This is a genomic window from Streptomyces coffeae (assembly GCF_016741875.1).
Lineage (GTDB): Bacteria > Actinomycetota > Actinomycetes > Streptomycetales > Streptomycetaceae > Streptomyces > Streptomyces coffeae.
Genome location: NZ_JAERRF010000051.1, coordinates 13,655 through 34,656, shown reverse-complemented (window position 1 = coordinate 34,656; position 21,002 = coordinate 13,655). Strand labels below are relative to the sequence as shown.

The window sequence follows — 21,002 nt, the reverse complement described above, 5'->3', positions numbered from 1 at the left end:
TGCGCGAGAGCGCCGGCTCAGACGACCGCGGCCAGATTTCGGGAAACCCGATGCACCGGCCCCTACCAGGGCGGATGAGGTTTCTGGCAAGGGCAGGGTCGGGGCTGGCCACCCCGCTGTTCGTGATCACGGATCGCTCCGGCCTTTTGAACCGGGGGAGGCAGGGGAGTTGAGGCATAGCCGCGCGCTGGATCTCGGTCAGCGGCCGTGACCGCCGGTTGTGGCCGACGGTCACGGGTGCTGGCTCAGCCGATTGCGGCGTCGCGGAGTGCGCTTCGTGTGCGTGCGGCGATGGGGAGCGGATAATCCGGGGAGCAGGGATACATGTCCTGTTCGACGATGACGAAGGTGTCGTCGAACAACTGCGCCAGGCCGTCGCTGACTTCCTGGAGGGTTGGCACGCCGAACGGCGGCTCACACATGACGCCCAGCTTCACCGCCTCGGCGAAGGGCAGCGCCTCCCCGTCGACCCTGTCGAGCACTTGCGGGTCGACCTGCTTGAGGTGCACGTACCAGATGCGGTCGGAGTGCTCGAGCATGAGTCGGCGGGTGTCTCCGCGCCGGTAGGCCACATGCCCGGTGTCCAGGCACAACCCGACGAGGGAGGGGGCGGTGTCGGCGAGGAACGATGCAACCTGTTCGTCGGTCTCGACGTGGCTCTCTGCGTGCGGGTGGAAGACGAATCGTGTGCCGGTCTCCTCGTAGAGGACGCGGGCCAGTTCGGTCGCCCCCTCCACGAGCGACCGCCAGCCGTCGGCGTCGAGCTCGGACGGTTCGAGTTGGACGCCACTGTGAAGGTCGCGGTACATCGCCGGGAGGAACACCACGTACTGCGCCTCCTGGCTGGCGGCGAGGCGCCCGACCCGGAGCAGATCGTCCCGGATGGCTGCATGGGCCTCCCGGCGGTGCAGCGGCCCTCCGACGGTCCCGCCCGAGAGCTTCAGGTTGCGGCGGCCGAGCTCCTCGCGAAGCACCTGGGGGTCGGCGGGGAGGAAGCCGTAGGGGCCCAACTCCAGCCAGGTGTACCCGGCGAAAGCGAGTTCGTCGAGGAAACGCGTCCAGTCCGTCTGCTGGGGGTCGTCGGGAAACCACACCCCCCACGAGTCCGGAGCGCTGCCGACGCGCGTGCGCGGGCTCATCGGGATCACCTCATCTGGTCGAGCATCTTGTGCGGTTCGCCGGGCGGCGGGGCCGCCTGAGGCGTTGCGTGGTGGCCGTGCTGCGGTCATGCGGCGATCTCCGTGATCTTGATCGTCCGGGCCTCCACGGCGGACCGGTGCGCAGCGAGGGCGGCGACCAGCGCTTGACGCCCGTCCCATCCGGAGACTGCCGGGGGAGTGTTGTTCTCGATCGCGTCGGCGAAGTCTGCCAGGGCGCGTACGAAGGACGCGGCGTAACGCTCGGGAAAGAAGCGGGGGAGGGGTGCGTGGTGGAAGCCGCCCTGGTCTGCGAGCACGGTGGTCAGCTCCGTGACATTGTCCGTGCGCAGCAGACCTTCGGCGCCGTGCACCTCGGCCCGCTGGTCGTATCCGTACGTGGCCTTCCGGCAGTTGTCGATGACGCCGACGGCTCCTGAGGCGAACCGCAGCATCACGGTCGCGGTGTCGGCATCGTTGACCTCGGCCGCATGGGTGTCGATCAGCGCCGCGCTGAACGCGCTCACCTCGACGATTTCCTCCCCGGCGAGGAAGCGGGCCATGTCGAAGTCGTGGATGGTCGTGTCCATCAGCATCTTGCCCGGGGCGCGGGTATAGGAGGAGGGTGGCAGCTCCGGGTCCCGCGAGGTGATGCGGACGATGAGCGGACGACCTACCGCCCCACGCTCCACGCGCTCGCGCATGGCGGCGAAGTTGGGGTCGAAGCGGCGGTTGAAGCCCAGTTGGAGCAGCACCCCGGCGCGTTCCGCGGCGCCGATCGCCGCGTCCGCGCCCTCGACGGTCAGCGCGATCGGCTTCTCGCAGTAGATGTGCTTGCCAGCTGCGGCGGCAGCGGCCACGTGCTCGGGATGGTCCTCGGCCGGGGAACACACCACCACCGCATCGATCGAGGGATCGTCGACGACGGCACGCCAGTCCTCGACGTGCTTGACCCCCAGCGCTTCGACCTCCTGCCTCGCCCGAGGCGCCGGGTCGGCCACGACCCGCAGATCCAGACCCGGAATGTGGCGGCGGATGTTAGTCATGTGCAGGCCACCGATGAAACCGGCGCCGAGCAGGCCAACAGAAACAGACATGGTTATTTCTCCTGGGAGTGAGATCGTCAGGCTTTGGCGTAGGTACTGAACTCGTGCTCGAGGGCCTCGAGGGCCTCGAGGGCCTCGAGGGTGCGCCCTCGGGTCTCCGGCAGGAACTTCACGAGGAAGAGCACCGTGCCGACGTTGATGACGGCGAAGAGGAAGAACGTGCTGCCCCCGAGCGTGGCGATCAGGATCGGGAAGGTCAGCGTGACGGTGGCGTTGCTGAGCCACTGGGCGAAGATCGCGAACCCCATGGCGAACCCACGCATGCGGAGCGGGAAGATCTCCGACATCATCAGCCAGTACACGGTCCCGATCATGCTCTGCATGAAGAAGAGGAAGACGAGCATGAACGCAAGCACGAGATAACCGCGTACTGGGGAGGCGGGCAGCAGGAAGCAGCTGCCCAGCAACAGCAGCGAGACCACGAGCTCGCTCTGGCCGGTGATGATGATCGGTCGGCGCCGGTACTTGCCCAGTAGATACATGCCGAACAGCGTCGAGAACACGGAGACGACACCGTTGGCGATCGTCGCGGTGAGAGCGGCCTGCGTCCCGAGCCCGGTGCTCTGCAGGATGGATGGCGCGAAGTACATGATCGAGTTCACGCCGGTCAGCTGCACGGTGATGCCGAAGACGACGCCGATGAAGACCAGTCGCCGCACCCAGGGGACGCGCAGCTCCTTCCAACCCGACTTCGGCAGCGCCACCTCCTCGGCCACCACGGCGCGGATCTGGGAGAACTCTGTCTCGGCCTCCTTCGCACCGTGGATCCGCCGTAGTACCTCCTGGGCCTCGCTGAAGCGTCCCTTGGAGGCGAACCAGCGTGGTGACTCCGGGACAAACATCATGCCCAGCCAGAGCAGGACCGCCGGGATGGTGGCCAGACCGAGCATGTAGCGCCATACGTGGTTCCCGGGCCAGATACCCGCGATCACTGCGTTCGTGGTGTAGGCCAGCAGCTGGCCGGTGACGATCACGAGCTCGTTGCGGGTGACGAGCTGGCCGCGCTGGGCGGCCGGTGCGATCTCCGCGATGAACATCGGGACCGTCGCTGAGGCGCCACCGACGGCGAGCCCCAGCACTGCCCGGAACATCACCATCACCGCGGCGTGGGGGCGAGAGCGGTGCCCAGCGCACCGACGAAGAACACCACGGCAAGCAGGCGAATGGTCCGCCGCCGGCCGTACCGGTCGGAAATCCGACCGCCGAACAGTGCTCCGAATGCCGCGCCGAAGACCAGCGAGGAGGTGACGATGCCCTCCGTCAACGGGGTCAGCCCAAGGCCGCCTTGATGCGGCTCGCCGTCAGGAACGGAAGCGCACCGGAGATTACGCCGGTGTCGTACCCGAACAGCAGGGCGCCCAGCGTCGCAATACTAGCGATGATCTTGACGAAACGACTCGATTCGCCAGTCGCCTGGTCCATGTCGCTACGGTGAGGAACGGTCATGCAACCCGTCCCATCTCGCTCAGCGCGTTGCGGACGACTCCCACACCCCAGCCACCGGGGACGGCTCTCCCGCCGCCGCTTCCGACTGTGACGCCTGTCTGCAAATACGCCCATCTAATCCAGCCTGGCATGGTTCAAACCCCTCCTCTGTCCCAGGAGGCAGGCGGAACACTGCGGGTGCCGATAAATCATCCATGCAGGTGGGGGCTTGATCAGTAATCTTTGGCTCTGTTTGGGCTCGCTTTGGCGTCTTCACGTGCACAGGGCATCGGCGGCATCATGAGGTGTCGTGCTGCTGCGCTTGGCCTGCCTCGCCGCGACGAACACCCTGGCGTTCCTGCGCCTTCTGCCGATGAGCGACAGAGACAAGGGCCTCGAGATCCTTGTGCTTCGGCACCAACTACTGGTCCTACAGCGCCAGGTTGGCAAGCCGACCATCAACGACAGTGATCGCGCTGTCTTCGCTGGCCTGCTCCACCACCTCCCCCGAAACAGGCTGCGGCACCTTCTGCTGTTGGTCCGCCCCGACACGGTGTTGCGCTGGCATCGGGAACTGCTCAGGCGACGCCATGCCGCGGCCTGTATGCCCAAGCGACGCGGTCGCCCACGCACCATCCGACCGATCCGCGCCCTGGTCCTACGCCTGGCCAGGGAGAACGCCTCATGGGGGTATCGCCGGATCCACGGCGAGCTCGCGGCGCTGGGTATCAAGGTCGCGGCCTCCACCGTCTGGGAGATCCTTCGCGAGCACGGCATCCCACCCGCACCCGAACGGCAGAACACGACTTGGGCCAGCTTCCTCCGCAGCCAGGCCAAGGCTCGCCTGCGATCTCTTCGAAGTCCGCACGCTGACCGGAGCGCGCCTGTACGTCTTCGCCGTCATCGAGCACACCACCAGGCGCATCCGGATCCTCGGCGCCACCGCGTACCCCATCGGGGACTGGATCGTGCAGCTCGGACGCAACCTCCTGATGGAGCTTGAGGACGTGGGCAGCAGGGCGAAGTTCCTGATCCGCGACCGCGACTCGAAGTTCACCGACGCCTTCGACGCCCTGATGATCGACGCCGGCCTTAAGATCGTCACTACCGGCATTCGGATTCCGCGGATGAACTCCCTCATGGAGCGCTGGATACAGACCTGTCGCACTGAACTCCTGGACCGGACCCTGATCTGGAACCAGAGCCACCTCCTCCACGCCCTGCGCGAGTACGAGGCCTTCTACAACGAACACCGCCCGCATAGAGCTCTGCAACAAGCCGCGCCATGTCGCCCGCTAACCACACCCATCACGCAACAAGCCCGACTCGCTCACCTGGAAGTCCGCAGACGAGACCGACTCGGCGGAACCCTCCACCAGTACCAGCATGCTGCCTGAACTGCACGGATGATTTATCGGCACCCACAGTGCTGGGTGCCCCGTGGCCCAGGTGGCGTCCACGGCGAACACCACTGCGGCGGTTCGTCGCGCCCGGTAGTACTGAGCGATGTGGCTGATGGTGGGCGTCCGGTGTTCGGAGGAGCGGAAGTAGTCCGCTGATGCATCCAGTAGTTCGCTGTCGAGGGAGTAGCGACCACGGCTGTCCTGCTCGACGTGAACGTGGACATCGATCGCGTCCAGCGAGGAAAGATCCATTTCTTGGGCTCCTGGGGTTTTTGATGAGGCAGCGGTCGGCCGTGGTGTTCAGGCGAGGCGCGGGTCGGTGGCACACGTCAGGAATGCCTCCAAGGAGTCGGGGTCCGCCAGGCTGTCGGAGCTGACGATGTCGGTGGGCGCTGCGTCGGTAAGGATCCTTTTGACCGGCAGTTCGAGCTTCTTGCCAGTTCGAGTGCGTGGGATGATCGGCACCGCTACGACGCGGTCGGGTACATGCCGGGGCGAGAGGGCGTTACGCAGTTGTGCGCTGATGCGGCTTCGTAGGCTCTCGTCAAGGGTGTGGGCGGCATGCATGACGACGAAGAGGAGCAGTTGTCCCGGGCCTCCGGATGGGTCTTCGAGGTGGATGACGAGGCTGTCGTCCACCTCGGGCAGTTCTTCGACCACACGGTAGAACTCCGCGGTGCCTAGCCGAACGCCGCCGCGGTTGAGGGTGGCGTCTGAACGGCCGGTGACGATGCAACTTCCGGTAGTGGCGAAGCGGACCCAGTCGCCGTGCCTCCACACCCCGGGATAGGTGTTGAAGTAGGTGGCGTGGTAGCGGGATCCGTCGGCGTCACCCCACAGGCCGACGGGCATCGAGGGCATGGGTTGTGTGATGACCAACTCGCCGAGCTTGCCCACCACCTTTTTGCCCTGTTCGTCGAAGGCCGTGGCTGCGACACCCAGGCATGGTCCAGAGATCTCCCCGGCCCACACGGGTTGGAGAGGGCTGCCCTGAAGGATTCCCGAGCAGACGTCAGTTCCGCCGCTGCCGACGTTCAGGAGCACATCGGGACCAAATTGGTCGCGGACCCAGCGGTAGCCCTCGGGGGGCAAGGGGCTGCCGGCGGCTGCGATCTGGCGAAGGGCGCTCAGATCGTGACTCGTTGTTGGAGCCAGGTTTTTGCTTCTGCAGGCCATGAGGTATCCGGGGCTGGCACCCATAAGGGTGGTCCGTGTCTCTTCGGCCAAGCGCCATTGCCAGTTGAGGTCGGGGAAGAGAGGGTTGCCGTCGATGAGGATGATCGTCGCGTCGAGGAGGAGACCGGAGACGAGGGAGTTCCACACCATCCATGCCGTGGTGGAGTACCAAAGCATGCGATCGCCGGGGCGGAGGTCCCAGCTGAGGGCGTGGTTCTTCAGGTGCTCGAGGAGGATGCCTCCGTGGCTGTGCACGATCGGTTTGGGCTTGCCCGTCGTGCCGGAGGAGAACAGGACGCACAGGGGGTGGGCGAAGGGGACGGGCGTGAAGGCAGTGTCACCCGGTTCGCGCTGTATCTCCTCCCACTTCAGCGCGTCAGCGAGCTCGCCTGGCCCGTAAGGTACCTGTACGACGTGGCGCACGGTGGGGAGTTCGTGCCTGATGGTCGCAATGTGGTCGCGTCGGTCGATGTGCTTGGCGCCGTACTGGTAGCCGGCGGTGGTGAGAAGCACGGTCGGCTCGATCTGGGAGAGGCGGTCGATGACACTGCGCGCGCCGAACTCCACGGCGCAGCTGGCCCAGACGGCGCCCAGGCTGGCGGTGGCCAGGAACGCGACTACTGCCTCGGGGACGTTGGGGAGGTAGGCGGCGACTCGATCGCCGCGGCCCACGCCGAGCCGCTGCAGGCCGCACCGGGCTCGGGCGACCTGGGCAGCGAGGTCTGACCACGTCAGTTCCATCTTGTCGCGCGTCTGGGAGTAGGCGACGACGGCCAGGTCATCGGGTCCCGCGCCACTCAGGTGGACGGCGTGCTCCGCGTAGTTCAAAGTGGCACCGGGGAACCATTGCGCGCCGGGCATGCCCCTGTCGCCGAGGACGCTGGTGTAGGGGGTATGGGCTCGGACGGAGAAGTAGTCCCACATCGAAGCCCAGAAGGCGTCCAAGTCTGTGGACGACCATTGGTGAAGGTCGGGGTAGCTGTCGAAGCTGAGGTCTCGGGTGCGACGCAGCCAGTTGAGGTAGCGACCGATCTGGGTCGTGGGGACGGTGTCGGGGTGCGGCGCGTAGAGCAACTCCGGTTCGGGCGGCGTTGTGCGCCGTGGTCCGATGGCCGTGTTGTCCGTGGTCATAGTGGCCCTTCTGATCGCATGGCAGGTCGAAGGCGGGGCCGCGGCGGCTGGACGAGGCTCCTGTGGCCTCGGCCAGCCGCCGGTCAGGCGCCTGGTTGCCTGGGCTCGGCTAGTCGGGAGCTACTGGGGAGAGGTCATCTGGTCCAGCAACGCGTCCTGCCCCCCCGGGTACGGCGCTGACTCACCAGGCCGGCGATGAGAGCGACAGCCGTGGCGGCCCCACTGAGCACGAGGGATTTCTGGCTGCCCGGGTCGAAGGCAAGGCCGACGACGATGCCGATGAGCATCAGCAGCACCAGGACTGACAGCCCGGGGAAGCCCCACATCCGGACTTGCAGCGCCTTGACGGAGTCGGAGGTCATTCGCTGGCGCGTGCGCAGCTGTGTGGCAGCGATGAAGAAGTACACCACCACTCCGATCGCTCCCGTGGACTGCAGCAGCGTGATGAAGACGACGTCTGTGGGGAAGAAGTAGTTCGCTGAGACGGTGAAGATTCCGCAGGCGGCCACGGCGAGAATGGCGGGAACCGGGACGCCTCTGCCGTTGATTAGCCCCAGTTTCCGAGGCAGTTCGCCGCGACGCGCGGCCGCGAACATCATACGAGAGGCTGAGTACATGCCCGAGTTGAGCATCGACAGCACGGCCGTCAGGACGATGATATTGACGACGGCGGTCGCATGGGGCAGTCCGATGAGAGCCAGAACTGCCGCGTAGGGGCCATTTTCTTCCAGCGCCGCGTCGCCGGGGGAAATGAGGGTGACCACGACAGCGACGGATCCCACGTAGAAGGTGATCAGTCGGAGGATGATAGAGCGCATCGCACGGCGCACTGCCTGCTTCGGGTTCTGCGCCTCGCCTGCGGCGATCGTCACCGTCTCCGCCCCCAGGTAGGAGAAGAACACAACCAGGCAGGCGAGCCAGACGGGTTGCCAGCCGTGGGGGGCGAAGCCCTGGCCGAGGAGATTATGCGTTCCAGGCGCTTCTACGCCGGGCAGCAGTCCCATGATCGCGAGGACGCCCACAACGAGGAACAGACAGATAGCCAGAACCTTGATCAGTGCGAACCAGAACTCGAACTCGCCGAAGGCTCGAACGGATATCAGGTTGGTGATGGTGAAGGCCACCATGACCACCAGGGCGGCTACCCACGGCTGGATGCCCGGAACGTACTTGTGGATGATCTGTGCTCCTGCTGTCGCTTCGAAGCCGATGACTACCGTCCACTGGTAGGTGTACAGCGAGCTCACCGTCACGCCGCACCAGGGGCCGAAGGCCCGGCTGGCGTACGTGGCGAAGGAACCGGACTCCGGCGATGCCACAGCGAGTTCGGCAAGCATGCGCATGATGAGGACGACGAGCAAGGCGATGCCGATATAGGCGACGAGGACTGCCGGTCCTGCCGAGGCGATGGCAGTGCCGCTGCCGACGAAGAGACCGGCACCGATCACGCCGCCTATGGCGATCATGCCGAGTTGGCGGTTCGCCAGAACGGGTCTGAGGTTCTGTGATGTAGACGGCGGTGATTCTTGGGTCATCTGATGCTCCGGGCATTGAGCGGTTGGGTGAGCGCTTGGAGATCACTGATGAGGAGTCTGGGTCTCCGGGTCAGCAAGCCGTTGGAAGGCTCGGCTGTATGCGGCCGTGACTCGGGAAAGGTCATCGGCGTCAAGGGCGGTCGAGAGGTTGATCATTCCTCGCGGAGTGGTGTAGATCCCTTCGCGCAGGAGTGCCAGGTGCAAGGCGCCGAGCAGCGGGCTGGATACGGCACGTGCCTGCTCGGCATTGACGGGCGCGGTGGCAGTGAAGTGCACATTGAGGATGGATCCGGCGCGGGTCGCCTGGACGTCGATTCCCGCATGGGCGGCGACGCGGCGGATGTCGTCCGCGAGACGCGCCGCCTTCAGATTGAGGCCGGCGATCGTCGCCTCATCGAGGTGTCGAAGGGTGACCGCTCCGGCAGCTGCGGCGGTGAGGTGGCCGTTGAATGTGCCGGAGTGGGCGATGTGCCCCTTGGTGGTGGCTGCGGTGAGGCTCATCAGGTCTTCGCGGCCACCGATTGCACCGATTGGCATGCCGCCTCCGATGACTTTGCCCAAGACCGTGATGTCGGGGCGTAGGTCTAGGAGGCCCTGCTCGCCGCTGAAGCTGTTGCGCAGTGACTGGACCTCGTCCAGGACGAAGAGCGCTCCGAATTCGCGCGCCTGGTCGGCGATGCCCTGCAGAAACTCGGGTGTCCCCGGGATGACGCCACCGGCTCCGAGGAACGGCTCAGCGAACACCGCTGCGATGTTCCTTTGGGTAAGCGCCTGGCCGGTGGCCTCGAGGTCGTTGTACGGCACGGTGACGACGTTGGGGTCGTCGGCCAGCAGTGGAGCTGTGCTGCCATGGTAGGCGCCGTCGAACAACAGGATCGTGGTGCGCCCGGTGGCACGCTGCGCAAGCCGGGCGGCGAGCAGCGAGGCTTCAGTTCCGGAGTTGGTGAACCGTACCTGCTCTACGGCGGGGAGACGAGCAGTGAGCAGTTCGGCGAGGTCGAGTTGCCGCTCGTGCGGGCTGGCGAAGACGGCTCCCTGTGTGAGCATGGCAGTCGCCGCTTGCACCGCCGGCCGATAAGCGTTGCCGTGGATCAGTGACGTGTAGTTGTTGACCAGGTCCAGATACTCCGTGCCGTCCACGTCGAGGAGATGCGCTCCGTGGCCTTCGGAGAGGACGATCGGATAGGGCGGGTAGTAGGTGACGGAGCGTGTTTCTCCCCCGGGCATGACCGTGCTCGCGTGTTGGAAGACAGCCGCTGATCGTGGCGTGTGGTCGCGGTATTCGGCGACCAGCTCCTCGAGGGTCTTGGTGAGCCGGCTCAAGCGACCAGAGGGCGGGTTTGTCATGTCCTGCATCGGCTGGTCCTCCTCATGGCAGTAAGAGCGGCGTCCAATCGCCTGAGGAGTAGATCGATCTCTTCCGCGCTGGTGACCAGCGGTGGAGCGACCAGCACTGCGTCGTTGATGCCGCCGGTCACTGGATAGAGCAGTAGTCCCTGGTCACGGGCGGATGCAATGAGTGTGTGGGTGAGAGAGCCGATCGGATCGCCTGGGTTCCTGGTCTCTCGGTCACTGACCAGTTCCAGCCCCTGGAGAAGGCCGAGACCGCGGACCTCGCCGATGACGTCGTGGCGTTGGCGGAGGTCCTCCAGCCCCGCTCGGAGCTGACTGCCGCGTTCCGCGGCTGCGTCCACCAGGCCGCGGGATTCGATGGCGTCCAGGGCGGCAAGCGCAACAGCGCTGCCCAGCGGGTTACAGCCATAGGTGTGCCCGCCAGTCACCGACGCTGTGCCCGCCGCGATCGTGTCGATGATGTTGCGGCTGATGAGCACCGCCGAAACTGGCGCGTATCCGGCGCCCAGTCCTTTGCCGACTACGACCATATCCGGGCGAATGCTCCAGTGCTCGCTGGCGAGCATCGTGCCGGTGCGGCCGATGCCGCACATGATCTCATCCGCGATGAGCGGCACATCCCGCTCGCGGCAAAGCGCTGCAAGCCCGGGAAGGTAGCCGTCAGGCGGAGTGATTGCCCCACCGGCAGCGCCGCCGACGGGCTCGACCACGACGCCGGCCGCGCCCGCGCCGTAGGCGTCCAGCGTTCGGGAGGCATCGTCCAGGAGAGAGGAGCTGAACGCCACGTCATCGCGGCCTTGGGCGAACCGATAGGCGTAGGGCGGGATGAGTTCGTTGAAACCATGCAGCAGGGCCTTTGCCACCCGGCGCCGCTGCGGATGCCCGGACAACGACAGGCCGCCGAGCGTCGCACCGTGGTAGCTGACGGCATGGGAGAGGAAGTGTGACCGCTGCGGCTGGCCGCACTCCTGCCAGTACTGCAGGGTCAGCCGGAGCGCCGTTTCGACCGCCTCGGACCCGCTGTTGCAGAGGAAGACGTACGGGTAGCCCGTCAGGGCACTCAGCCGGTCGGCCAGGCGCTCGGACGGCTCATTGTGGAAGGCGCCCCGGTTCGCGAAGGTGATCCGCTCGGCCTGGTCACTCATGGCCTTCAGGACCTGCGGATCGCCATGCCCGAGGTTCACGGCTGCTGCGCCGGAGCATGCGTCGAGGTAAGCCCTGCCGTTCGTGTCGTACACGAACACACCGTGACCGTGAGAGATGACAGGCAAGTCCTCATCGAAGATGAACTTGATCAACCGGCTGTCGCCACCCGGCTGCATGCAGGCGGGTGGAAGGCCTGAGGCGAGAGGCACCTGGACTCCTCGATCGAAAGTGACGGCGGCCTGACAGGCGCGCTCTTGTGCGGTGGACACGGTTTACCTGTTCAGTGCCCAAGAGCGCAAGGGGTGTGCTCACTCCGTATCCAAAACCGCGTTGGCGACGTCAGCGGCCCCACGGCCAGCAGGTCGAACCCGATTACTGGTGGCCCGGCGCTGCGGAGCCCAAGCCCACCGGGCATCTGCCCCGCTCTCCGGCGCCAGGCCCGTAGCGGGAGGCAAGTCAGGCCACCGGGGGGCCGAGGTGCCGACATCGCCCCGAGCGGGCAACTGCGCACCGTGATTACGAGGTGTGGCGACAGGATTACGAAATGTGGCGACAGGCACCCCAGCCGTCATGGGGGCACCCAGGTGCGAGCGTGTGATCACTCGATGATCCCGGGGCGCGGTCAGCCCGCTCGGTCACGTGTTTGCTGCGAACCCCGCTCCATGGACACCAAGGTCCATGGAGGCCCAGACCGTGACTTGCCCGTCGGGGGCATCGTCGACTCCCCAGCTTTCGGAGAGTGCATCGACGATGTGCAGCCCCCGGCCGCTGTGCGCGGTGGAGGAGGGCTCAGCAGCCCTCGGGCGGCCGTCACCGCCTCCGTCCGTCACCGCGATCGTCAGTCGACCGTAACGGTCGATCCGCCAGGAGACCCGCACGTGATCAGGCCCCTGGGAGGTGCCGACCAGTGGCCTCCCGTAATGGCAGGCATTAGTGAGCAGCTCCGACAGGACGAGTACGGCATCGTCAATGGCCGATTCCGCCACGCCCCAACCGCACAACAGCTCCCTCACATGGTGCCGCGTGCGTCCGATGGCCGGGTCGTCGACGGGAACGTCCACGCTCGACGGCGCCAACACCTGATGGACCATGGTCATAGTCATTTCAAAATCTCCGCCGCGTAGTGCCACGGTGCGCCCACGCTGTTTCACGCTGCGGGCATGTGCTCCCGGACCGGAAGCGGGCTGAGCGGGCCCGATTGAGGGGCGTAGCCACGCGGGGTGCGGCCCGGCATGTCCGGGCGGTTGGAGCCCAACTCAATGAAGTAGTGGGTCCACTACCGCCGGCTCTCTGCTCTTGTGCACTGACCAGGATTCATTGTCCATCGCTCAATGTCAATTGTTCTTAAACCAGTAATTCGCTGCGTACGCACAATCGCACCCAGCGCCACCGGTGCGAAACCTTGTCCAGCAGTGCTGGACGAAAGAACCTTCGGAGGAGCCGCATATGCCACGGCCCCTGCGAATGCCACTGAGGCCGAGGCCCAACGCAGCGTCTGCCGCGACCGTGCTGCACCCTGGAGCACGGCTCAGCGTGCCTCGGAAGCCGCACGTCCCCGGTCATGCCGGCAGTGACTGCCTCACCGCCGACGGCATATTTTGAAGGTCTTCGGCGGCGAGTCCGTCCCCGGTGGAGCCGACTGCCCGGCCCGGCCCGGTCCGGAGCGGGGATCGGCGGTAGCTGGTGGACTTCGATCTCTGGGGCACGGCACTCAAGCCCACCAGGAGAATTCTGTGTCTGCCGCCCTGGGAGTACTTGCGGCCACAACAACAGCCCGCCGATCTGCCTCAAGTTATCCAGGACGATCCCCGTTTACCTCGTTCCCCTATGAGGCGGGAAGGCTGCTCGGCTCAGGTAAGCTTCGCGCGCAGTCCGAGAATCTGGACTTCTAGAGCGGCCTCGAAGCTGAGGTCCATTGGGCGTTCGCAACCAGAGTCCCAGCGGGTCATGAATGCATTGTTCTCAAGGAGCTTCATGTTGCGAGTGAGCGCCGGGTAGACGTTCGGATTAACGGAGCGCAATTGCTTCGCGAATCCCTTTTTCCAATCTTCGTCTTCGGTCGCCGGACCGCTGGAAAGTTCCAGGGTGACCCATCCCAAAATAAATCCGGTCACTGTGTTGTAAGCATGGATCAGGTCTTCTGCGGAGAATCCAGCCCGCTCCAGAACGTCCACCATGCGTTCCACAAAGGGCAGGGACGAAGCGGTCACGCCCAGCTGGGATCCAATAACCGGTGACAGGTTTGGGTGCTGGTGCATGGCTCGCCGGCACAACCGAGCGACCTCCGCGACCCATGCATCCCAAGGCATGTCGCGCTGCGGAGGCAACACGATGTCCTCGAGGACCCGCGCTGCGACAGCCGCAACCAGTTCGGACTTGGTGCCGACGTGCCAGTGCAGGGCATTGGGGTAGACACCCATTTCTTTGGCGAGCGTTCGCATGCTCAGTGCCTCGAGGCCGTGTACATCGACGAAGCGTAGGGCCGCCTCCACTACGTCGGCACGCGACAGCCCTGGACCCGAACGGTCTGCGCGGGCTCGGCGGCTTCTGTTCTCGCCCATTGGGTAGATCCCCCTCGGCCATGAAAGGTTCAGATGGAGACTACGTTATCCCTTTCTGCGAGTCAGAGCTCCCAGGGGACCCATCGCCGCAGAAGCCTTAGTGGCCCCGGCAGCGTCGACGCCCTCGGCTTGATGCCGATGGCGTCGAGTGTCTGCGCCGAACCGCCGCACCTTCGGTGCGGGCGGGGAAATGTTGGGTGCTTCTTTCTCTCGGAGGTCGCATTTTCCGTTGTTTCACCCCGAATTCTGCATTGCCGGGTCGGTGTACGGCAGCTGGCATTCGGGCCGCTGATCGGCCCCAGGCTGAAGGACCTCGTCGTGGCACGGCGGGCAGACCCGCTCACCGCGGGGAGGGTGTTCGTTCTTGTCGCGCTCGCCGGCCTTGGCGCCGGTCAATGCAAAGGCGACCAGCAGGCCGTGCAGCGTGCACACCAGGTGCCGTAGCAGGCCCCATTTGGTGGTGACACTGCACACCGGTGCCTTGGCCGCGGCCGGTACGGCGCGAGGCGGGAGCGGACTTCGAGGAGATCGGGCGCAGTCTGTCCCTCGTCGAGGAAGCGGGAGCACTCATCCACGGGGCCGCCGCGCAACTGCTCGGCATTCCCGCCGCAACCAGGTGTCCCACAGATTCCGGCGCCAGGCCATACCTCCTGAAGGGTGTCAATATTCCGATCAGGCTGCTGAGCTGGGCGTTTTCTGCGGATGGTGAGGCAGTCGGGGTGGCAGGGTGTGGTACTCGTTGAGTGGTCGGCCAAGTATCTCGCGGCGCCTGATCGTGGCGGCGGGCAGGGGGATGACGTTCGGGTCGTCGTCTGGGGCTCGTAGGTCGTGACTGTGGTGGGCTCGTCCGGCGTTGTAGTGCTCGGCGTGCTGGTTGAAGACCGTGCGCTGGTGTCGTTCGCCGGTGATGAGGGGGCGGTCGGTGCATTCGTTGCGGGTTGTGCGTATCCATCGTTCGGCGAACGCGTTGGATCGGAGTTGGGATGACGGCTGTGCCGTTGCCGGCGAAGACGGCGTCGAATGCGGTGGTGAACTTGCCGTCCCTGTCGCGAGTGAGAGGATCTCGGCGTCCTTGTCCCGGTCTGTCATCGGCAGCAGGCGAAGCATCGCGAACGCGTTCGACACACCCAGGTAAGCCAGTCGCAGCAGCACGATCGATCATCATGACGTGCTGACGGCAGCTGCGCGAGAGCGCCGGCTCAGACGACCGCGGCCAGATTTCGGGAAACCCGATGCACCAGCCCCTACCAGGGCGGATGAGGTTTCTGGCAAGGGCACAGTCGCAAGCCCACGATCACTGATCATGCCCCCATTCGGGCCATCGCAAAGCCCCAGGTCAGCCGCTATGCCGCAGCAATGACACCCTTCAGGTGTTGCTCAGGTCCTGGATGCGGGCTTGTAGCAGTGGAAGGATCTCGCTTGCGGCTCGTTCGACGGAGGTGGCGAGTACTTCGGCGTTGAGCTTGCGGTGTGGTACGTGAGCGAGTTTGTCGCGCAGTGCGATTGGGCCGCTGTATGCCTGTGCCACGGTGCCGTGAGATGCCTGTTTGAGCATTTCGCCGAAGGTGAGCATGCAGTAGGCCAGTGCGAGGAGGCGCTCGTTTCCTGGCTTGGGTGTTCCGTCGCGGAGGATTGAGCGGGCTTGGTCGAGTGCTGCCGTTGCATCGGTCAGGCGTAGCAGCTCCCGGTTTTCCCGGTCAGTGCGTGTGTTGGTCACGCCGCCCCGCGCAGGTCGTTCAGGGGTTCGGTTTCTTCGACTTCGACTCCGGGGCCGCGTGGGACGACTTCTACGAGGGCGCCGAGGATGCTGGAGAGGTCTGTTTCGAAGCTGGTGATGTCGAAGTAGGAGCGGTCGGCGTCCAGTGTGGCTACGAGTTCCCCGGGCTCGGTGCTCAGGGCGAAGGAGTGTAGGCCATGGCGGCGTCCGAGTTGGCGGATGGTCGTGGCGTTGGCGCGGAGCTTTGCGGTGGTGGCCGGCCTCACGGCTCATCCTCCTTGGCGCTTTCGGGCACCGGAATCGACAGGGGCCAGAATATAGGAGTGTGGTAGCAGGATGGGCCTGCTCGGGAGGGGGCTGGGAGCGGTGTCCTCTTGCTCCGTACGGCGGTGTACGACCCCGAGGCACGCTGCTACAGAGTGATACGGCTCGTCGCGGAGAGTTGCCACACCGCTGGGGGTCAAGGGGTCGCAGGTTCAAATCCTGTCGTCCCGACCAGCGTTTTTGCAGGTCGGAGGCCGTTTCCGCAGGTAGCGGAAGCGGCCTTTGTCGTTCCCGGACTGGGAGCGATGGGGAGCCCTCTGGGAGCCCTCGTGCTCCCAACTCGCAGACGGGTCAATCCCGTCCGGTTTGTGCGTCACCCGATCCGGTCGATCTGTCGCGCGGGTTTGCGCCGCTGTGTGCTGTCGTCAACCGTAGACCGCCAAGGTCACCCAGCTGGTATGGATGCTCTCGCCATCGAGAGGCATAAGAACCCCTTGACGGCTCCCGACCCCCTTCCGAGGTGGGAGCACGGCTCCCTGCTCCCCATGCGACGGGGGAGGTTTGGTCGCGTTGGCGGCATTGGGCGGTCGTAGCCGCAGGTCGTCGCCGTGTGGGCTCTCCGGTCGCCAGATGCTTGCCACATCAAGGCGGGGCAAAGCCCCTTGGCTTCCGGGCGGCAGACGGGGCACTCCCAGGGCGTGAGCGCCGTAGTCGGCTCTGTAGCGCTGTAGCGAGACATCCGGGAGGGGCTTCAGGGGAGCAGAAATAGTGTGCCAAGCGTCTTAATGAGGGGGCGGCGGCGTCAGGACGCTACGCTTGCCGGAAATCCCACCCTGTGGGTGCCGGAAACGGTGTCATCCTATGCGACCTGCGTGTATTCGTGGATGAGGCCGCCGAGTCGATCGCGACGAAGGACTCGAGTGTTGTCGGTAGCGGTGGGTGGTTCGGGCTCGGTGAGTAGGTCTGGCGCCCGTTGTCCGAGGGATCGGTGTGGCCGGTGTTGGTTGTAGTGATCTGTGTACTCACTGACGACGAGGCGTAGGTGGCGCTCTCCCGTGATCAGGATGCGGTCGGTTGCCTCGCGTCGACATGATCGGATCCAGCGTGTGCACGCCGATGGCCTGGAACACGGCGTCGAAATTGTCGGTGAAGTATGCGCCGCGATCCCGGATGAGGAACTTGATCGACTCGGCGTGGTCGCCGAGGTCCATGAGGTAGTTGCGGGCTTGCTGGGTGATCCAGGGGTCGGTCGGGTGTCGGGTTATGCCGGCGATGTGCACTCGCCGGGTGCCGTGGTTGATGAAGAACAGTACGAACCAGCGCCGCAGGAAGACCGTATCGATGTGGAACAGGTCGGTGGCTACGATTGCGGAAGCCTGGGCCTTGAGGAAAGCGGCCCAGGAGCAGTCCACACGCTGCGGCGATGGGTCGATCCCTGCTTGCTTCAGAATGGACCAGACGGTTGAGGCCGCGACGTCACGTCCAAGGCCGAGGAGCTCACCGTGGATGCGGCGGTATCCCCATCCCGGGTTCTCCCGCGCCAGACGCAGGATCAGTTGGCGCAGGGCCTCTGGTTTCGGTGGTCGGCCCGGACGACGGGAGGGGTAGGTCCATTTCCAGGCGATGAGCCGTGCGTGCCAGCGCAGGACCGACCGCGGAGAGACCAACAAGGCCAGTTGCGAACGCCGCTGCTTGCTGACGAGCCGGAGCAGTGCCGCCATGACGGCCCTGTCACTCCAGGAGAAGCGCGGCCGTGGCTGGGCACGGCGTGCGATCGTCAGTTGATGCCGAAGCATCAAGATCTCTGCGTCCTTCGAGGCATCCGAACGGGCGAGCAGGGCAAGCCATCGGAAGGCTTGGCAGGCGAGCAGGTAGATCAGCCGTATCACCACGGCCGGCATGCTGCCTCAGAACGGCAGTCTCTTCCTGAGGTCTACAGATCCGAACCAGCAGGTCAGCCCAGGTGACATAATTCCCGGCACCCACACGTCCACTGTGCGGTCGGATGCGCGGTTACGCCGGCGATGTGGAGGCGGCGTGTACCGTGCTCGAGGAAGACCAGAGCGTAGACCCGGCGAAGATCCACCAGGTCGATGTGCAGGAAGTCGCAGGCGATGATGGCTTCGGCCTGGGATGTCAGAAACTCGCGCCATGTCGGCCCGGCGCGGCGGGGAGCCGGGTCGACACCGGCGGCGGTCAAGATTTTCCAGACCGTGGAGGCGCCGATACTGTGGCCCAGCCGGGCGAGCTCCCCCTGGATCCTGCGGCAGCCCCAGCGCGGGTTCTCCCGCGCCAGCCGCAGCACCAACTCCTTCACGGCTTCCCCTGTCGCTGGCCGACCCGGCCTGCTTCGGCACGCGCTGTAGTCCCACCTGCGTCCAACAAGACGCCGATGCCAGCCGAGCAAGGTCCCCGGTGCCACGGGGAACACCTGCGCCCAGCGACACCGAGGTATCAGCGAAGACAATGCCGCAAACCACAAACGATCCGCCCACTCATACCGCACCGGACTCGAAAGTTGTCTACGCAGCACCGCGTTCTCATGCCGGAGCACGAGCAACTCAGCATCTCTGGCCATCCGCCGACGCAGCAGCACCGCTGGGACCGACAGAAGCTTCCGTGTGACCTGATACACCAGTGAGACGATCACCTGCTCATGGTCCCAACGAGCCCTCAGATCCCACCAGACCGCCTACGACCTGCAGCGACGCATTTCTGAACGGCGCAGGGTACAGACCTGCCGACGGGAACTCCTGGACCGCACCCTGATTTGGAACCATCGGCACCTGCTTCACATCTTGCGCGAGTTCGAGCAGTTCTACAACGCACACCGGCCGCACCAGGGCATCGCGAACGCCAGACCGCTGCACGCCTTACCCACGCCGATCGACGATCCTGAGCAGATCAGCCGTCTCGACATACGACGACGCGATCGACTCGGCGGGATCCTTCACGAATACCGACATGCTGCGTGACCCGCATGGATGACATTCTCGGCAAGGGCACCGCTAGAAGATGGTCCTGTTCTCCCCCAAGGGGCACCATGTGAGTTCGATAGCGAACTTTTCCCAGACGACTGAGAAGTTATCGAGCCAGAGGTAGCAGCTGATGTCGTCGCCCTTCCCGACGGCCACAGTCAATGTGTAGATTCCAGCACCTGCGCCGGTTTGGCGCAGGATGGGAGCAGTGGCCCAGAAATCGCTGCTGCCCACCCTGATGACAAGCCGTCCCTTTGCCCCGATGTTGTCGTTGGATCCCGTCCGGTCGAAGATTTCGATTGCACCGAATAAGATGCCGTCGGTGGGAGCCTTTGCCGTCCATGGCGTTGCTTGTTTCGGTTTCGTGCTCTGCTGACTCCAGTACTTTCGGTAGAAGTTCCCAAACAATTTGGTCGGTCCGGTCGCGGACAGCTCCCCCTGTACAGCGAGGGTTTTCCCAGATGCAACGGTGAGATTGCCGTTCGCCTGGATGGCGCCGTTGGCGGTGAGTGCACCGCTGGTAGTGAGTGTGCCCTTGACGGTGAGCGCATTGTTTGCGGTGAGCGTGCCCTGGACGGTGAGCGCATTGTTGGCGGTGAGCGTGCCCTCGACGGTGAGTTGGTCTTGGATCTTGATGGGGTTGGTGTTGTTCGCTGCTCTGATGAGGTTGGTTCTGAGGGTTTTGGTCGCAGTGACGGTGACGTCGTCTCGGATAGTGATGGGCTTCGTGTCGCCGCCGGCCGAGTTGATCCAGTTGACATTGAGCACGTGATCTTTGTCGACAGTGACGTCGTTCTCCGCCAGGATCGTGCCCTTGACGACGAGGTTGCCGTGGATGACGGTGCTGGTGGGGGTGATGGTGGCGCCGCGTAGGACGGTGGTGATCTCGAAGGAGCGGATGGCGATGCGGTATGTCTGCGCGGCGTTCATTTTCAGGCGCACATAGCGGGCGGTCTGCGCGATGGTGCCGCTGGTGTATTCCGGTCGACCCGCTGGGATGGTGGTGTGCTTGTGCCATTGGGTGCGGTCGGTGGAGTGCTGCAGGTCGCAGCTCGGGAGAGTGAAGCCGGTGGTTGCGCCGAAGTAGATTTCGATCTTGGTGATCTGGCGTTCGCTGCCGAGGTCGACCATGACCCAGTCGTCCACCTTGGGGTGGAGCGCGCTCCAGTAGTACGTGTTGCGGTTGCCGTCGGTCATGGAGGAGGGGAGGTGCTTTACGCCGTGCTCGTCGGTGCTGAAGCCGAGGTTGGTGGTGGCGGTACCTGGCCCGTTCCCGATGTCGAGGGTGCCGTTGACGGCGAGGTCGCGGGCGGCGAGGTCCTGGTTGGTCACGGTGACGGCGGTGGTGAGGGTTTGCAAGATGAGGGAGCGGCCGCTGCGGGTCTCGGCGGAGGCTTGCAGCATGAAGCCGGTGGTGCGGGTGAGTGCGGGGGAGCGCCAGGCGGTGTCACCGATGCTGAGGGCTTCGGACAGGTGGTCCCAGTACATGCGGTAGGTGGTTCCGCCTGAGGTCTCCCAGGTGAGCACCACGGCTTCGCCGTTCTCCACCGCGATGTGGTCGGGGGCGAGGTTGCGGAGGTAGAAGCCGGCGGGTCCCTTGTTCACCTCACGTGAGGTCGTCCGCTCGGGGTAGGGGCCCGTTGATGTCGGTGATGTCAGTTCGGTGATTGTGATCTGCGCTGTGCCGATCTCCTCGTTGACGTCGAAGTCGGCGATGTGCAGGGTGAGTCGCGTTCCGGCGAGGATCCGGACGGTGAGGTTCGGCTGGAAGCGGACGGCCAGGATGGTGTCTCCAGCCTCCAGCCGCTGTTCGACCGGCCAGGCGTCGGGCACGCCGGGGTTGTCGCTTTCAAGCCTGGCCGTGATCGTCTTGTCGGTCGTCAGGTCCTCTTCGCCAGGTCCGATCGGGATTCTGATGGTGATGCTGTCGCAGTACACATCGCCGGCGGCGGTCGCGGCGATCTCCAGCTTGCCCGGGCTGGGTTTGATCGGTGTGCTCACCGGGAGGAGCTTCGGCTCCAACGCGTAGGTCAGCAGGGGTGGTTCGGTGGCGGTGGCCATGGCTGGTGCT

At 65.1% G+C, this 21,002-nt stretch carries 19 protein-coding genes and 3 pseudogenes; 2 read left to right on the top strand and 20 right to left on the bottom strand.

Going from position 1 to position 21,002, the window contains the following annotated elements; genetic code table 11:
- Nucleotides 1-245: 245 nt before the first annotated feature.
- The 5 genes and pseudogenes from JK363_RS39600 to JK363_RS43490 all read right to left on the bottom strand — a co-directional run bounded on the left by JK363_RS39600 (nt 246) and on the right by JK363_RS43490 (nt 4,259).
- Nucleotides 246-1,139, bottom strand: a complete 894-nt coding sequence (locus JK363_RS39600; protein ID WP_201883158.1) for a TIM barrel protein — start codon at nt 1,137-1,139, stop codon at nt 246-248.
- An 86-nt stretch (nt 1,140-1,225) separates the two neighbouring features.
- A complete protein-coding gene (gene iolG / locus JK363_RS39595; protein ID WP_201883157.1) occupies nt 1,226-2,233 on the bottom strand; it encodes an inositol 2-dehydrogenase in 1,008 nt (335 codons plus the stop codon).
- Nucleotides 2,234-2,259: 26 nt separating this feature from the next.
- Nucleotides 2,260-3,506 (bottom strand): annotated as a pseudogene (locus JK363_RS39590) (sugar porter family MFS transporter).
- A 5-nt stretch (nt 3,507-3,511) separates the two neighbouring features.
- A complete protein-coding gene (locus JK363_RS43495) occupies nt 3,512-3,664 on the bottom strand; it encodes a hypothetical protein (RefSeq protein WP_236076509.1) in 153 nt (50 codons plus the stop codon).
- Between the two features lie 433 nt (nt 3,665-4,097).
- Nucleotides 4,098-4,259 (bottom strand): hypothetical protein, encoded by a 162-nt coding sequence (locus JK363_RS43490; RefSeq protein WP_236076513.1) that lies wholly within the window; start codon nt 4,257-4,259, stop codon nt 4,098-4,100.
- Here JK363_RS43490 and JK363_RS39585 point away from each other — a divergent pair.
- Nucleotides 4,185-5,064, top strand: a pseudogene (locus JK363_RS39585) (integrase core domain-containing protein). The gene JK363_RS43490 and the pseudogene JK363_RS39585 sit on opposite strands and share 75 nt — an antisense overlap.
- On the opposite strand, the gene JK363_RS44475 reads toward JK363_RS39585, so the two are convergent.
- The 14 genes and pseudogenes from JK363_RS44475 to JK363_RS39520 form a co-directional block, all read right to left on the bottom strand.
- Nucleotides 4,963-5,322, bottom strand: a complete 360-nt coding sequence (locus JK363_RS44475; RefSeq protein WP_201883161.1) for a hypothetical protein — start codon at nt 5,320-5,322, stop codon at nt 4,963-4,965. The pseudogene JK363_RS39585 and the gene JK363_RS44475 sit on opposite strands and share 102 nt — an antisense overlap.
- Before the next feature lie 48 nt (nt 5,323-5,370).
- The gene (locus JK363_RS39575; RefSeq protein ID WP_201883156.1) at nt 5,371-7,377 is read right to left on the bottom strand and encodes an acetoacetate--CoA ligase; all 2,007 of its coding nucleotides are present in this window, start codon (nt 7,375-7,377) and stop codon (nt 5,371-5,373) included.
- Nucleotides 7,378-7,511: 134 nt separating this feature from the next.
- On the bottom strand, nt 7,512-8,912 hold the full coding sequence (locus JK363_RS39570) for an amino acid permease (protein WP_201883155.1): 1,401 nt from the start codon (nt 8,910-8,912) through the stop codon (nt 7,512-7,514).
- Nucleotides 8,913-8,954: 42 nt separating this feature from the next.
- Nucleotides 8,955-10,268 carry an aspartate aminotransferase family protein gene (locus JK363_RS39565; RefSeq protein ID WP_201883153.1) on the bottom strand — a complete coding sequence of 438 codons (1,314 nt, stop codon included), beginning with the start codon at nt 10,266-10,268 and terminating at the stop codon, nt 8,955-8,957.
- Entirely contained in the window at nt 10,256-11,563 is a 1,308-nt protein-coding gene (locus tag JK363_RS39560) for an aminotransferase class III-fold pyridoxal phosphate-dependent enzyme (RefSeq protein ID WP_201883151.1), read from the bottom strand. Before JK363_RS39560 ends, JK363_RS39565 begins: the two co-directional genes overlap by 13 nt.
- Before the next feature lie 483 nt (nt 11,564-12,046).
- A complete protein-coding gene (locus JK363_RS39555; protein ID WP_201883150.1) occupies nt 12,047-12,514 on the bottom strand; it encodes an ATP-binding protein in 468 nt (155 codons plus the stop codon).
- Nucleotides 12,515-13,261: 747 nt separating this feature from the next.
- Nucleotides 13,262-13,972: a TetR/AcrR family transcriptional regulator C-terminal domain-containing protein gene (locus tag JK363_RS39550; protein ID WP_201883148.1), complete on the bottom strand. Its 711-nt coding sequence runs from the start codon at nt 13,970-13,972 to the stop codon at nt 13,262-13,264.
- Nucleotides 13,973-14,206: 234 nt separating this feature from the next.
- The gene (locus tag JK363_RS39545) at nt 14,207-14,446 is read right to left on the bottom strand and encodes a hypothetical protein (protein WP_201883160.1); all 240 of its coding nucleotides are present in this window, start codon (nt 14,444-14,446) and stop codon (nt 14,207-14,209) included.
- A 198-nt stretch (nt 14,447-14,644) separates the two neighbouring features.
- Nucleotides 14,645-15,124, bottom strand: coding sequence for an integrase core domain-containing protein (locus JK363_RS39540; RefSeq protein WP_307822065.1), 480 nt, complete (start codon nt 15,122-15,124; stop codon nt 14,645-14,647).
- A 214-nt stretch (nt 15,125-15,338) separates the two neighbouring features.
- Entirely contained in the window at nt 15,339-15,689 is a 351-nt protein-coding gene (locus JK363_RS39535; protein WP_201883146.1) for a hypothetical protein, read from the bottom strand.
- Nucleotides 15,686-15,955 carry a hypothetical protein gene (locus JK363_RS39530; protein ID WP_176183982.1) on the bottom strand — a complete coding sequence of 90 codons (270 nt, stop codon included), beginning with the start codon at nt 15,953-15,955 and terminating at the stop codon, nt 15,686-15,688. Before JK363_RS39530 ends, JK363_RS39535 begins: the two co-directional genes overlap by 4 nt.
- Nucleotides 15,956-16,812: 857 nt before the next feature.
- Nucleotides 16,813-17,013, bottom strand: coding sequence for an integrase core domain-containing protein (locus tag JK363_RS43480; protein WP_307822066.1), 201 nt, complete (start codon nt 17,011-17,013; stop codon nt 16,813-16,815).
- Entirely contained in the window at nt 16,976-17,845 is an 870-nt protein-coding gene (locus tag JK363_RS39525; protein ID WP_236076507.1) for an integrase, read from the bottom strand. Before JK363_RS39525 ends, JK363_RS43480 begins: the two co-directional genes overlap by 38 nt.
- Before the next feature lie 95 nt (nt 17,846-17,940).
- A pseudogene (locus JK363_RS39520) lies at nt 17,941-18,603 on the bottom strand (helix-turn-helix domain-containing protein); the annotation flags it as partial.
- Between the two features lie 148 nt (nt 18,604-18,751).
- Between JK363_RS39520 and JK363_RS43475 the strand changes: the two are divergent.
- Complete coding sequence (locus tag JK363_RS43475; RefSeq protein WP_236076506.1) at nt 18,752-18,928, top strand: hypothetical protein; 177 nt, start codon at nt 18,752-18,754, stop codon at nt 18,926-18,928.
- A gap of 33 nt (nt 18,929-18,961) precedes the next feature.
- Here JK363_RS43475 and JK363_RS39510 read toward each other — a convergent pair whose 3' ends face one another.
- The gene (locus tag JK363_RS39510) at nt 18,962-20,992 is read right to left on the bottom strand and encodes a discoidin domain-containing protein (RefSeq protein WP_201883144.1); all 2,031 of its coding nucleotides are present in this window, start codon (nt 20,990-20,992) and stop codon (nt 18,962-18,964) included.
- Nucleotides 20,993-21,002: the final 10 nt, after the last annotated feature.

Bases quoted from the DNA above. Each gene is read 5' to 3' on its own strand.
- JK363_RS39600 (WP_201883158.1), bottom strand. From the start codon at position 1,139: ATGAGCCCGCGCACGCGCGTCGGCAGCGCTCCGGACTCGTGGGGGGTG.
- iolG (WP_201883157.1), bottom strand. From the start codon at position 2,233: ATGTCTGTTTCTGTTGGCCTGCTCGGCGCCGGTTTCATCGGTGGCCTG.
- JK363_RS43495 (WP_236076509.1), bottom strand. From the start codon at position 3,664: ATGGACCAGGCGACTGGCGAATCGAGTCGTTTCGTCAAGATCATCGCT.
- JK363_RS43490 (WP_236076513.1), bottom strand. From the start codon at position 4,259: ATGGCGTCGCCTGAGCAGTTCCCGATGCCAGCGCAACACCGTGTCGGG.
- JK363_RS44475 (WP_201883161.1), bottom strand. From the start codon at position 5,322: ATGGATCTTTCCTCGCTGGACGCGATCGATGTCCACGTTCACGTCGAG.
- JK363_RS39575 (WP_201883156.1), bottom strand. From the start codon at position 7,377: ATGACCACGGACAACACGGCCATCGGACCACGGCGCACAACGCCGCCC.
- JK363_RS39570 (WP_201883155.1), bottom strand. From the start codon at position 8,912: ATGACCCAAGAATCACCGCCGTCTACATCACAGAACCTCAGACCCGTT.
- JK363_RS39565 (WP_201883153.1), bottom strand. From the start codon at position 10,268: ATGCAGGACATGACAAACCCGCCCTCTGGTCGCTTGAGCCGGCTCACC.
- JK363_RS39555 (WP_201883150.1), bottom strand. From the start codon at position 12,514: ATGACTATGACCATGGTCCATCAGGTGTTGGCGCCGTCGAGCGTGGAC.
- JK363_RS39550 (WP_201883148.1), bottom strand. From the start codon at position 13,972: ATGGGCGAGAACAGAAGCCGCCGAGCCCGCGCAGACCGTTCGGGTCCA.
- JK363_RS39510 (WP_201883144.1), bottom strand. From the start codon at position 20,992: ATGGCCACCGCCACCGAACCACCCCTGCTGACCTACGCGTTGGAGCCG.